Origin of the sequence: Dactylosporangium sp. CA-152071 (assembly GCF_050936335.1) — a bacterium.
Lineage (GTDB): Bacteria > Actinomycetota > Actinomycetes > Mycobacteriales > Micromonosporaceae > Dactylosporangium > Dactylosporangium maewongense.
On sequence record NZ_JBNJMZ010000002.1, the window covers coordinates 3,532,316 to 3,545,690 of the forward strand.

The 13,375-nt window shown below is 66.1% G+C and carries 7 protein-coding genes; 1 reads left to right on the top strand and 6 read right to left on the bottom strand.

What is annotated here, in order from left to right:
* Nucleotides 1-1,759: 1,759 nt before the first annotated feature.
* The 4 genes from ACQEVZ_RS55915 to ACQEVZ_RS55930 form a co-directional block, all read right to left on the bottom strand.
* Complete coding sequence (locus tag ACQEVZ_RS55915; protein ID WP_433384194.1) at nucleotides 1,760-2,251, bottom strand: hypothetical protein; 492 nt, start codon at nucleotides 2,249-2,251, stop codon at nucleotides 1,760-1,762.
* Between the two features lie 69 nt (nucleotides 2,252-2,320).
* A complete protein-coding gene (locus ACQEVZ_RS55920; protein WP_433384197.1) occupies nucleotides 2,321-2,815 on the bottom strand; it encodes a hypothetical protein in 495 nt (164 codons plus the stop codon).
* Between the two features lie 464 nt (nucleotides 2,816-3,279).
* Nucleotides 3,280-4,029 (bottom strand): hypothetical protein, encoded by a 750-nt coding sequence (locus ACQEVZ_RS55925; protein WP_433384200.1) that lies wholly within the window; start codon nucleotides 4,027-4,029, stop codon nucleotides 3,280-3,282.
* Nucleotides 4,030-4,252: 223 nt separating this feature from the next.
* Nucleotides 4,253-4,585: a hypothetical protein gene (locus ACQEVZ_RS55930; RefSeq protein WP_433384202.1), complete on the bottom strand. Its 333-nt coding sequence runs from the start codon at nucleotides 4,583-4,585 to the stop codon at nucleotides 4,253-4,255.
* Between the two features lie 53 nt (nucleotides 4,586-4,638).
* On the opposite strand from ACQEVZ_RS55930, the gene ACQEVZ_RS55935 reads away from it, so the two are divergent.
* A complete protein-coding gene (locus tag ACQEVZ_RS55935) occupies nucleotides 4,639-6,081 on the top strand; it encodes a hypothetical protein (RefSeq protein WP_433384205.1) in 1,443 nt (480 codons plus the stop codon).
* 97 nt (nucleotides 6,082-6,178) lie between these two features.
* Here ACQEVZ_RS55935 and ACQEVZ_RS55940 read toward each other — a convergent pair whose 3' ends face one another.
* On the bottom strand, nucleotides 6,179-6,406 hold the full coding sequence (locus ACQEVZ_RS55940) for a hypothetical protein (protein WP_433384207.1): 228 nt from the start codon (nucleotides 6,404-6,406) through the stop codon (nucleotides 6,179-6,181).
* 1 nt (nucleotide 6,407) lies between these two features.
* Nucleotides 6,408-13,208 carry a polymorphic toxin-type HINT domain-containing protein gene (locus tag ACQEVZ_RS55945; protein ID WP_433384210.1) on the bottom strand — a complete coding sequence of 2,267 codons (6,801 nt, stop codon included), beginning with the start codon at nucleotides 13,206-13,208 and terminating at the stop codon, nucleotides 6,408-6,410.
* Between the last annotated feature and the right edge of the window lie 167 nt (nucleotides 13,209-13,375).

Here is a 13,375-nt window from a genome sequence, read left to right on the forward strand (position 1 = left end):
ATCATGGCCGCGATACCAACCACGGCCGCCACCTGTCGAACAACCACATGGACGTGGCGGGCGGACCACGGAATGGGCTCGCAATCCGCGGACACGCGACGGACAGCACGCATGAACACTCCCCCGTGAGAGCTCGCTGACGATCGGTCATGACAGTCCTCCGCACCATCGCAGATGTCAATATCAGAATTTTCATCAATTGCCGACGCGCTTCGACGCCGAACCAAACCAACACCATCACGTAGTACTGTATTGTGCATGTTCATGGTCAATGATCAACCAGACGCGATCTCCTCGCGACCTACATCGACACAGGTAGCCTGTTCGGGTTCTCGAATTTCGAATGGCTGACAGAGGTAAACGCGCTCCACGCACGTACCACGCAATCACGGATTGCTCGTCGGTCACTTTTCCAATTTAATTCCTGCACAGATTCGGCGATCTCGGGGCAATGATGTGGTCGCTGCCCGCACAGCTCGTACGTCGTCATTTGAAACAACGCGATCCGCCCCCTCGGAAGGGGCAGCACCGGTGTTACCCGTGCGCTCCGCCGGACCAAAGGTGAACCGTGCAGACACGTCCGACCGGGCTCGCCGACGCCGCGTCGAATGGCCGGCTGGACCAGGGCCGTTTACCGAGAGCCGCCACCGCGACCGACACGAGGCGATGACGGCCGTCACGACGAACCTGTTCGAGAGCGCCAGACGAACGCCTTCGTCGATTGCGCCATGCGGGTGAGCGCGGAGGCCGACGCAGCGTTCACGGCCCCGGCCGGAGATGCCCGGAACTGCTGCTGACGGTTCCGGTCGGGATCGCTCGCACCGGACTCGCCGCCAACGTAGACAACTGGACCTGCTCATCCGCGGATTGCGGGCCGCTGTTTCGCCAGGGAATCGGGGCACTCCGAAAGAGGGCAGCGGCCGACTACGTACACGTCATGCGGGTCGACCCCGGCGGGGCAAGTCGTTGCACGGATGCATCTCCGTCTCGACTCACCGACCATGGCGTTCTGGGCCAGCGCCGAGGATCGCAGCGCGGACGAACTCGCGCGGCGGCTTGCTGGACACTCCGCCGTCATCCGCGCGGATACCCCCGGCCTCCCCAGGCACTCGGGCCATAACATCGCGGACCGGCAGATGTGCACGGCTTGAGAGAATGGCTCTGCGTCGATAGGGTCAAACGCATGTATCCCTGCTTCTTGCAGGGGTGCTATGGGTGGGGGTTCACATCCCCCCTTCGACACAGATTCAAAGCATGCCTGCGTCGTCTGACGTACTGGTGTTCGAGCGTCCTTGAACACGCCAACACAGCATCCGTGCCCGCTTCAGGTGGGCGGTGCTGTCCATGACCGGCATCGTGCCCGCGGTCGTCCCCCGATCCTCAGGCGACCCGGCAAGTGGCCAAGGCATGACGAGGCGATCCGTCCGCGGTCCACTGCCGCTGCCAGCCCTCATCGGCCCGCGGGAACGCCGGATGGTCTACGCCTTGTCGGCGATCGACTCCAGCGGCAGGCTCGCCGACCACACCATCGTCCGCGTGATGCGCTGGGAGGCCGGCACCCGGTACGCCATCCGGGAGCGCGGCGGCCTGCTGCTCATCGACGCAGACTCGGGCGGCGTCTTCACCGTCACCCGGCAAGGTCACCTGCACATTCCGGCCACCGCGCGGCAACGAGTACGTCGCGCTCAGCGCCCTCATGATGACCGTCGAGCACGCACGACTCCGCCTCGACCCCTGGTGACGCGGCGCGGTCGCCGGATCACCGGGACGGCGACGGCGACACCCCGCTGCCGCCCGCGCAGGGCTCGGGGCACTTCGTGAACACGATGGCCCGGAACTGCAGCATGGTCTGGGAGCCCTGCCGATGCACCTCCAGCCCGCCACCGCCACGGTTCTGGATGAACCCTCCGGGCTCGAAGGTGAGGCTGACCGTGTTGCGGACCAGAGCAGGGGCGGAAGGCTTGCCGCCCGGCAGGGTCCAGCTGCCGGCCGCGTCGATCCGGTCCCGGTTCCTGTCGAAATCGGGGGTCAGCGCGTACTGGAAATCGAGGAAGAACTCCGGCGGCACATGCAGCGCCTGCATCGAGCCGTCGGCGGCGAACACGAAGGTGGCGTCACGCCCCGCGTTGCGCCAGGTGCCGACGACCATCTCCGGGGTGACGTCCACGATCGCTTCCGGCCGCGAGTCCACGGTCCGCAGCCCGCAGGCCATCAGCATCAGCGCTACCAGCGCGAACGCTACCTTTCGCATCCACTGTCCTTCCGCACAGGGTACTGGCGTGCCTGGAACGTCGGTGACGGCCGCACGGCCACCGCCGCGTCAGCGGGGTGACGTCGAGGGCAGACCGCTGCCGATGCCGCAGGGCTCGGCACACTTCAGGAACCCGATTCTGCCGGTCAGCAGGATCAGCTGCGACCCCTGCCACCACGCCTCGAACCCGCTCACCCCACTCGCCGGGACGAAGCCGCCCGGCTCGTACCTGATGGTGAGCAGGTTACGGCGCCGGTCGAGGGGTGACGGGCTCCGCCCCGGAACCGCCCAGGTGCCATGCGTGTCGATCCGGTCCCGGGCCGGGTCGAACCCGGGTGCGATCGCGTCGGCGAAGGACGGGAAGAACTCGCGGGGCACGTTCAGCGCCTGAAACGTGTTGTCGGCCGCGAACATGAACGTGGCGTCCCGCTCGGCGTTGCGCCACGTGCCGACGACCATGGCCGACGCCAGGTCGACGGTCTCGTCCGGGCCCGGATCGACGCCGGCGCCGAACCCGCAGGCCATCAACGCCAGTGCCACCAGCGCCAGCGCGACCTTCCGCATGGGCCGTCCTTCCGGCCCGGGAGCATGCTCCCGGGCTGGCTCCGCAACGTCCTACAACAGTTCCTTCAGCAGGTTGAGCGTGCCGTAGAGTACCGAGGACGCGTTGGGGTCCCGCTCGCAGGGATTGCCCCAGGGCTCCTTGCTGGGAGCCGAGAAGAACGGCTTGGTGACGACCCGGGTCCCGGTCTGCAGGCGCCCTGATCGGCTGCGCCGGCTGGGCCTGTGCACCGCCCAGCCGCGCGGCCGCCACACCGGCGTCATCCGCAGGCCAGCCGGCCGAATGATCTTGAGGCATCACCGCCTCTCAACAGGCGGATGGCAACGAATCATGCAGGTAAATTCTTCATGAATCAAGGGGCGAACAGGGCGATTGCGAAGAAAGAACACGGAAACGCCTCATTACCGGGCCGACAGGAACATCGACCCGGCAACGAGGGATCAAACTATCCGAAAGATCTTTCGGGCTAATTGAACACCTGAAGCACGTCCGGATTGTCGGTCCAAATCTTGATGTACGGGAGCGACATCTTCGTCAGTTCGTACCAGATGGCACAGTAGAAGATATCGGTGGTCCCGTCAGTCAACCACTGGGTCCACCGCCCACTGGCCGGGCCGACGGGTCGCACCGAGCCGACCCGGCCCATGATGTCGGCCGGCCCGGCCAGCCGCTTGTTCGCATAGACCTCCCGGTACGCGGATCGGTGGACCGCAGCTTCGAACATCGCATCGCTTTCGATCAGGGCGTCGACGGACCCGAATTCGATGGTGCTGGCGGTACCTTCCGACACCACCAGTTCACCTGTCCGGGTCGCCGACCCGCCGCAGTCCGTACCCGTTTCCACGACATAGGAGATCTCGTCCTCGCCCTCGTACGGGTCGGGTTCACAGACCGGCACGAAGGTGACCACCGAGTCGAAGAACCGACTGGGATACGTGAGGCCGGCGTATCGAGCTTGAAGACCCTCCAACGTTTGTATCAGAACTTCGTCCACCGCTCCGCGGACGCTTTCCAGTGCAGTTCGAAGCGCGTCGCCCGTCAACCCGGGATCAACTTCCACACGAGCGGCATGCTGTGCCAGGAAAGCGGTGGCCCGATGGGACAACCCCTGCGGCGAATCCATCACGAAATCCGATGGCACAGCAACCTCCAGAAATCCGCTAGCTACCCATGCGTCATGTTCAGATGACTCAACAACCGCCCACAGAGCCCGCACGGATTCACGATCGTCCCGTGCCGCACCAGGCCTATGCTACGGCTTTGGAGCGCCATAGCCGTTGTATGTAGTGGCACGGCACCCAGCTCCCTGATCCTGCGGATGCCCTCGATCTCACTGCACCTCCCACGAGCCATTTTCATCGTGATGAGGCATCAACGGTGTGGCCCTGGGGTTCCTTCGCAGCGGGATTTCTTTGCTGAGCGTGGACGTTGGGCTCAGATCAACCTGCCTCGGGTGTCAGCTGGTATCGGTTGCAGACGTCCAGTAACAGAGCAGTCCTGATCTCGAGTGGCTCGTCGATGCCGTCCAACTCCACGTCGACCAGCACCGTGTCGTCCGTGCGAGTGCGCGCGAAGCGCATCTCGACGCGGGGGTGCCCGTCCAGGACGAACGTGAACCAGCTGTCGTCGTCGGCGTCAGAGCGCTCGAAGCCGGCAGTGAGCGCGCCGTCATCAACCCTGCACCGGATAAGGTCAGCAATCGTCTCGACGAACGGCAGCAGATTCACACGCCAGATCCAGCCGTGCATCGTGCCGCGTGGCTCCGCCTGCATCCGTGCAGGCTAGATTCCGGCCCGGTGCGCCGCAAGGAAAGCGCGATGCAGGCATGCTCATGCTGCATCGTGGCGGGTCTCGACGTGATGCAGCACGGTTATGGCTTGCACGCCACGCCGGCGAACTGTTCGTCGCCGCCGCCCGCGCCTTCTACAACCGAGCCATCACCGACGACCTCATCCAAGCCACGGACAGCCCCGCACACCGCGTCAGCAAACCCCGACGCCTGCCGAGCACCCGCCGGGCACTGACCTCCAACGAACTCACCGAGATCAACCAGGTCGCCCGGACCACCGGCAACGACACCATCCTCGACGCACTGCTGCTTCGCCTGCACACCGAGACCGCCTGCCGACGCAGCGGCGCCCTGAGGCTGCGGCTACAGGACCTCGACACCGAACGAGGGCTGCTCCTGCTACGGGAGAGGGGCCTGTCACCGTTCTGGGCCGATGTCGACGAAGGCCTCGACCCCGTCCACTTCATGCAGCGGGCCAGTGGTCGGCTCAACGCCCATGGGCATGAAGGGTCTGGCTGCCTCAGCGGCCGGCGGAGCGAGATGCGCAAGCTCACGGACTGGTGCGACGGCCGCGACAGTATTCCGGTCCGGGTCGTCACCGACAGTCCGGGGGCTGGGAAGTCTGCGTTGATCGGAATGGTCGTCTGCGCCGCTCATCCGACGCTCAACGAGGCCACCGAACGTCTATGGCGCATAGATGACACGTGGACACCGATTGTCAACGATCTGCTCGCGGCGGTGCACGCCCGCGGTCGCGCACTGCGAGAGATCGTCGCATCACTTGCCCGGCAGCTCAGGCTGTCACCCGCCGACGATGGCGCCTTGGAGACGAGCGACCTGCTGCGCCTGATCCGTGACTGGAACCGGTCGTCTGGGCGAAACGATCGACCGGTGCTGGTCATCGACGCGCTCGACGAAACCGTCAACTTCACGCAGGTCATGGACCTGCTGCTGCCGCTGGCTCGACTGACCCGGCACGACGGAACAGTTGCGTGCCGGCTGCTGGTCGGCATGCGATCCTGGGCGGAACTCAACCCGCTGCGGGAGCTCGCCGAGGCCGGCCGAGGGCTCATCGACCTGGATGCCGTGCAGCGCCGGAGCCTCAAGCTGGATCTTGAGAACTACGTGGGGAAGCTGCTGCGTCACCACGGCCCGTACGACGACGACAACTACGCGGGGACGCGGGGCATCCTGGCTGCCCGCATTGCGAGCACGCTGACCGGCTCGCCTGCCGACGACGAAGGCCAGCGCTGGGGCGAGTTCCTCGTCGCCAGGATCTACACACATCACCTTGCCACCGCGTACCAGCCAATCTCCGACAGCGCACTGGTGCGCGACCTTGGTGACGCAGTGCCTCGGACGCTGCCGAAGTTGCTCGAACGGTTCGAGACCGTCACGGCTCAAGCGTGCCCGACCAAGGCAACGCTCAACGCAACAGACCCGACGCATGGCAGACGAGTCATGCAAGTAAATACATGACCGCGCAAGGGCTTTCCGAAATCTTGAGGAACGCAGAAAACAACGGCGGGCGGGAATGCGTCATCGCATTCCCGCCCGCCGTCAGCGACGCGTTAGGTCACACCCATCGGTACTGCCCGTAAATCGTGCGTGCCCAGTAGTCCGGTTCTTCATGGCCGAGTAGGTTGTCCGGTCCGATCTCGTGGAATGCCCAGTGATCGTTGATGATCGACAACGCCTCAGCCTCGGAGATGTTGAAGGTCCTGGCCATCTCCTCGACGATCGATGACACGTAGTCCCGCATCTCGTCGATCACCGGGAACGTGAACTCGTGTCTGCCCGTCATGTCAGCTGACCAACTTCAACAGGGACGCTGCCGCAGCCGTGTGAAACGATAGTTGCTGGCCGATCAATTCGGCCCGCGCGCCGCGTTTGAACCTTCCGACGTTCTTCACCATCGGGCCCTCCACCCAGTGATAGCCATGCATGGGAGCCGAGCCGGTGCGCTGCCCGCGGGCGAATGCCTCGAACTCCGGACCACCCGAATCGGGGAAGATCTTACCGTTCAATTTCGCGAGCTCCCTGAGATCCACCCGGAAGTGCATGACCTCGCCGTTGCCGCCGAACCTGCTCCGAGCCCAGGTTTCGGCCTGTTCCCGGCTGGTCGTGGTGTAGAAACCCTGACCGAAATCCTTGTCCGGGTCGGCGTACTGCGTGTCGACACCGTTGTCCCGCACCGATTTCGCACCGTTCTTGGACGTCCCGTGGTAGACGTCGATGATGTCGCAGTTGTGCACCAGGACCGGGCGGGCCCCGACGATCACATAGTACGTGTGAATCTCGGAAACCGTGAGGTCGTGCATCACCCGGCTGTCGTCGACGCTCCGCACGCTCTCGACCGTCACCAGGGACCCGTCGAGCGCCCGGACGTGTTCGCCGGGTTGCAGTTGTGCAGCATCCACCCAGGCCTGCCGCGTCTGCGACCAGAACGGGTGGTGCTGCGTGGTGTGCAGCGTCTCCGGGCCCGCCTCGCCGGTCAGCGTCACATCCGTCAGGTCAGTGTCGAAGTTGACGTGTTTCCTGACGACGGTGCGGGTCGTGGTCTCGCCGGTCTCCGGGTCGGTCGCGAGAACCTCGTCGCCTTCCCCGACATCCTTGATGGCCTTAGTGGAGCCGTCGGCCATCTGCACCTGGGTGTCGGGATCGAAGCTGTGGGCACAGTCCCCGGCCGCACCGGCCGCATTGTCGGCAAGACCGCCCGGAGCGTCGTCGGCCTTCTTGGCCCCGGCGCCTACCGACTGGGCGAGTTCGTCGGCCTTCTTCCTGGCCGCGGCGATCAGGTCGTCGGTGCGCCGGATGACGTCGTCGGCAATCTTGATCGCGCGTTGCCAGGACTTGTAGGCGTCGAAGGCTCTGGTGACGCCCTTGACGATGGCTTTGCCCGCCTTGAAGACTTTGCCCCACGGGATCATCCCGATGAGCGTGCTGACGCAGGCGCCGACGTCGCCCTTGGTGATGCAGTTGACGATGTCCGTGATGCCCAGGAAGTCGAGCAGGAAGGACAGACCCTGCTCCACCAGCATGTCCATCATGGACTTCTTCTTGAGCGCCTCGGCCTCGAGCCGGGCCTTCTGGTCCTCATCCGACAGACCGCCCGGGTTCCCGGAAGGGTTGCCCGGGTTCGCTGGCGGGGCCGGCGGCGGCGGGAACGCGTCCGGGTCGGCGGGGAACGCCTCACCGGACGGGTCGGCGTTGGTCATCGGCGAGTTGTTGCCATACGCGTAGCCGTTGAGCCGCTGCGGATCCTCCGGGATCGTCAACGGGTCCACGGAGATGAACCGGCCGAGCTTCGGGTCGTACTCCCGGGCGCCCAGGTGCGTCAGCCCCGTGGACTGGTCCTTCGTACCGCCGACGAAGCCCTTGTCACCCGGCCATCCGACCACCGCAGCACCGCGGTCCTCACCGAACGGTGTCGAGCGCCGCTTCTGCACCGTGCCGGTGACGGAGTCCATCGCCACCGTCGCCGTGCCGTGCGCATCCGAGGCGAGGTAGGTCAGATTGCCGTCGTTGGTGCGCACGGCAACCGGCACCCCGGCGTGGGTGTAGTACCGCGTCGCGGACTTCACGTTGGCTGTGCTGAGGTGCAACTCCTGCCCGGGCAGGTACAGGGTGGTGCCGGTGTCGTCCCGGCGGATCAACCGGTTGCCCGAGGCGTCGTTGAGATACCGGGTGACCTTCGAACCCTCGGTGACCTTGACCAGGTTGCCCTCGGCGTCCCACTCCAGGTCCTGGGTACTGCCACCGACCACGCGCTGGGTGGTATTGCCGGCGGCGTCGTACTGGTACGACGTCAAGGTGCTGCCACCGACACTGGTGCTGTTGAGCCGGTGCCCCGTCGTGCCGTAGTTGTAGGTGGTGGTCGGCTCACCTGGCAGCTCGTGGCGCTGCTCGGTCTTCCTGTTGCCCGTCTTGTCGAAGGTGTAGCTGCTCCAGTACTTCGCCGGGCCACCCAGGTTCGCCACCGTCCGGCCCGAGGCGGAGCAGTCGGCCGTGGCCGGCGTCCACGCCTCGGTCATCCGGCGCAGGTAGTCGTAGCTGAAGCACTGGTAGTCGGCCACCTGACCGGACGCGGTCGGCTGGTCCGAGACCGCGGTGACGTTACCGGCCGCGTCATACGTGTAGGCCACGTTCGCGACGCTCGCCCCGCCGTTGGGCCTCGCGCTCGCCGTCACCAGGCGGCGGGTCGCCTCCTCGTAGGTGAACTGCAACAGCAGCGACTTTTTACCGGAGCCGGTCGCACCGACCGTCACGCTCAGCGGCTCGGCGAATGAGTTGTACGCCGTCGCCTGTACATAGGTCGACGCGCCAATGGTCGAGATCGGCAGACCCCACCCGTTGTACCGCGCCGTCAGCGTCTCCGCCGGTAGCGACGCCAGCGCAGGCATCGACGTGGTGTCGGGCGAGCCGTCGAAGTTGAACGTCGCCGAGTAGTCGTACGTCCCGGCCAGGCCACCCTCGATCATCGGGATACCGACCCGGGTCTTCGTGGGCCGCAGGTACGCGTCGTACTCGACGATCGACGTGCGGTACTCGTCCGAACCGACCCACCGCGACGACGACGTCGGCAGGCCCAGCTTCAGCGTGTCGTACACCCACGACGTGAGCTTCTTCTGCGGGGTCGTCGTGACGTCGTTGACCTCGGTCGGCCGCCCGACCGAGTCGTACGTCATGCCCAGCTTCTTGCCACGGGCATCGGTCGTGGTCGCGACCTCGCCGTACTGGTTGTACGTGAGCGTCGACTCGCCCCGGTCCGGCTCCTTCAGACGGTTGGTGCGGTGCAGGTCGTCGTAGAAGTACTCCCACTTGTTGCCCGCGGAGTCCTCCACGACGCTCTGCTGGCCGTCCTTGGCATAGCTGAACTTCGTCTCGTCGTAAACCCCCGCAGCCTTGTACTGCCACAGCTTCGACGGCCGGCCATCCGGGTCGTAGGTCACCGTCGTGGTGACACCGCCGGCGGGCGGGGTCTTCGTAACCTGATCACCGCTGTAGGCAGTGGTGGTGCGCCACTTCTCGGCCAGGCCGGTCGAGATGTGCCCGTACAGGATCTCGGCGGTGGTGCGACCGGCGCCGTCGTACTCGGTGCGGACCTGGTTCGGCAGCGACGCCTCGTTCACCGGCAGGAATGAGAAACCGGGTGGTGCGTCGTTGGTCATCGGCCCGGAACGCTTCACGATCCGGTTCTGCGTGTCGTACTCCAGCGTGCTGACCGACCGACCACCCGACGGGCTGGCGATCTGGGTCTGCCGCAGCCGCAGTAGACCGTCGTACAGCTCGTATTTGGAGGTGTACTGCGGTGCGAAGGTGCCCGCCGGCTGCCCCGCCACCTGGGACGGCGCTTGCAGGGTGGAGGTCATGACGACCGAGTAGCCGGTCTGGCTGATGAGGTACGAATAGGTGCTGTCCGGCGAGTCGACGCCACGCTTGCGGGTCGGGCCCCACACCTTGATGACCCGGCCGAGCGCGTCGAGCTCCGCCTCGGTCGTGAGATCGTCATGGGTGTCGTCGACCATCTTCACCGGCGCGCCCCACGCGGGGTCGTTGTCGGTGAAGGTGATCCGCCCGATCGGGTCGGTGGTGATCACTCGGGTGATCGGGCCGTTGCCTGTGCGCACGTAGTCGGTGTGCGTCAGGTTGCCCTTGACGTCGGTGGCATCGGTGACCCGGCCGACCTCGTCGTAGACCGCGGTCGACTTCGTCTGGTACGTCGCCGTGCTCGCCGCCGTACCCGTGAACCCGTTGACCTCCTCGACCTTCGTCACCACACCGCGGTCGCCGATCACACCGAGCGTCGCGGACTGGTAGTAGTTGCGCGAGTCGGTGAGGACGTCGCCCTTGGCCGGGTTGGTCACCGAGCACGCGACGGTGAGCTGCTGCACCCGCACCGGCAGGTTGATCAGGTACTTGGTCGCGTTGGACGCGAACGTGTACTTCGTGCACTTGTCGTCGTTGGGGTCGCCGACCACACCCTGGTTCTCGATCTGGGTGACCGTGCCGTCGGTGGCCATGGTCTTGACGACCTTGGTCTCGCGCACGTTGGTCGGGGTCAGGTAGGTGAATGTCCGGGTGACCGACACGTCGGCCCTGGTGGCGACCGTGGTGCCCCACGGCTTGGTCTGAGTGGCCTGGGCCGCCGACACCCACGGGTCGTCGATGGTTGTGCTCAGGCGGGTGGTCTCGTCGAGGAAGGTGGTGGTCTCGCGGGTCATGCCCGCGAACCGGTCGTCATCCGGGATCGAGCCACCGCGGGAGTCGGTGACGTTGACCGTCTTCGTGCCACCCGAGCCGTTGCGGTCACCGTGCATGCCACGGAAGAACCGCGTCTCGGTCTTGCGCCGCAGCCCGTCCGTGCCGTCGCCGGTGCGGGTGATCACCGTGCCGTAGCCGCGCCACTGCGACCAGGTCTTGTCCTCGACCGGGATGATGCCGTCGATCTCGTCGAAGTGCCACGCGGCGTCGCCGACGTACTCGTAATCCGTCACCACCGGCTGCATGCCGCTGTACGCGTCGGCCTGCGTCACGCGGTCCACGACGTACTTGTGGAACCAGTCGATCCGGTTCGGGTACGCCTCGTCCACGCCTTTGACCGGCATGCACCGCAGCGTGTTCGCCTGCGGCGAGACGGGCAGGCTGGTGGTCGAGCAGTTCGTGGGCATGTACCGCACCGCGAGCTTGCCACCGGACTCGCTGGTGATCCCGATGATCCGGCGCCACTTCAACGGCGGCACGTTCGCGCTGAGATCGTCGACCCGGTTGTCCATCGGCGCGCCGTCGAAGGTGACCTCGTTCGCGGTGATCGCCGGGGTGGCGCCCAGGCCCTTGTGGGTGATGCCCTCCAGCCACATCGCATAGCCCGTGGAGGCGTCGTCACGGATGTACGACTGGCGCAACGTCCACTCGTCGACCGGACGGAACCCGACACCGTTGTTGTTCAACACCTCGGTGCGGATCTTGTTCAGCCGCTTCCTGGTGAAGAACGCCGGCGAGAACGTCTGGTTGCACGGCGCCGCGTCACAGGTGAGGTCGGTCGGCGTGTCCTGGAAATCCGTCGGCGCCGAGCAGCCGCCCACGCACCGGTTCTCCGTGTCGAAGAACACCTTCGCCAAGGGGGGCGTGCTGTAGATGGCGTCGCTGCGCTGCCCGTAGTCGATCCGCTTCAGGTTGCCCGCGCGGACGTACCAGTCGGGGTGATCGGCGTCGCCGTAGCGGGCGTAGTTGTTCGTCTCCCGCTCGTAGAAGTACGACATCGTGTTGCCGTGCACGTCCACGGCGTAGTCGACGTTCCACTTGTACGCCTGCCGACAACCCGACGCCTGGAAATTCGCACCGTTGCACGGCTCACCAGGGTGATTGCCGTACACCGGCACCGTGAAGACCGACTGCGTCTCCTCGCCGCTCGTCCAGCCCGGCAAGCGGTTCTGACCGAAGAAGAACTGGGTGCCATCGGGTGAGGTGAACTTCCAGTACTCACCGTTGTCGTCACCGTTGTTGAGCCCGGTGTTGAACAGCTGCTCGACCTTCGAGCCGTCGTCGTTCTTCAGCTTCCACGTGTTGCTCGTGCCGACCCGCACGAGCTCGGAGGCCCTACCGTTGAGGGTGATCGAGGCGTTGTCCGAATACCAGCACTGGTCCCCCGTCGGCCGCGTCTTGTTGTTCGCGTCGCCCTCGACGTCCGTCGCACACGGCTTGTAGCGCCGCTCGATCTGCCCGGGCGCGAACTCGAAGCCCATGCCGATCCACGACGCCTGGTTGTTTGCCCCGACCGTCCGGCCGTCAACACCGCTGGACGCGTAGGCCAGGGAGATCGTCGGCGACGGACCGCCGTTGGCGGGCGGCACGCTCAGCGGGTAGGACCAGGTGAAGTCACCCGTCGAACCGCCACCACCCCACGCCGCCGATTCACTCAGCGAAGTCGCCCCGAAGTTGCCTGCTCCGCCGGAACCGCCGGCCTGCAAAGCGAGCATCTTCGACGCCCCGCCGGCCAGGTCGAGGTCGCTGCCGACCACGCCGGCGCCGGTGTTGTTCACCGACCGCAGCGGCTTGCCCACCTGGCACTCGCTGCGCTCCGGCGTCGTGGCCGCGCACTCGGGCAGCTCGACCAGGCGCAGCCGGGAGCTCCACGCACCGCCGTACGCGTCGCGGAACGAGCCGTAGTTCACCTCGACCGAGATCCGGTTGTTGCTCAACGCGGAGTCCGGACGAGCCACCTTCAGCAGCAAGCCGTCCACTTTGGACTTCGCCGTGCGCGCACGGTCGAACACCTCGACGCGGACCGCCGCCGGTCCGGCCAGCGGGACCTTCCGCAGATCCTCCTGCACCGCATCACGGGCGTCACCGATGAACACCGGGCTCCCGCCGGCCCGCGTCGGACCCGCCTTCGCGGCCCGCACGACATCCGCGTTGGTTCGGGCAGGCTCGGCGGCGAGCCGCCGCGCGGCCAGGTCGACGGTCGCGGACTCGGCCTTCGGCCAGCTCACGGCGGGCGCCGCGGTCAGCCCCAGGCCCTGCTCGGCATCCGCGAACCTTGCCGGTTTCACCCGCTTCGAGGTGTCCTCCGGCACCTTCCGGTCCACCTGATTCGGACTCGCCACCAACGGATCGACCGGCGCCGCCACCACGGGCAGCGTCGCCAGCCCTGAGGCCAGCAACGACAACGTGATCGTCAGGACCGTCGCACCGACCGCCCGGCGGCGCCAGCTGCGCCACCGTCGATGGTCCGGCAATGGATCTCGAACAGCGTGCAGCATGGACCGCACCG

Coding starts and splice junctions, on each gene's coding strand:
- ACQEVZ_RS55915 (WP_433384194.1), bottom strand. CDS start 2,251: ATGCGAAAGGTAGCGTTCGCGCTGGTAGCGCTGATGCTGATGGCCTGC.
- ACQEVZ_RS55920 (WP_433384197.1), bottom strand. CDS start 2,815: ATGCGGAAGGTCGCGCTGGCGCTGGTGGCACTGGCGTTGATGGCCTGC.
- ACQEVZ_RS55930 (WP_433384202.1), bottom strand. CDS start 4,585: ATGCAGGCGGAGCCACGCGGCACGATGCACGGCTGGATCTGGCGTGTG.
- ACQEVZ_RS55935 (WP_433384205.1), top strand. CDS start 4,639: ATGCTCATGCTGCATCGTGGCGGGTCTCGACGTGATGCAGCACGGTTA.
- ACQEVZ_RS55940 (WP_433384207.1), bottom strand. CDS start 6,406: ATGACGGGCAGACACGAGTTCACGTTCCCGGTGATCGACGAGATGCGG.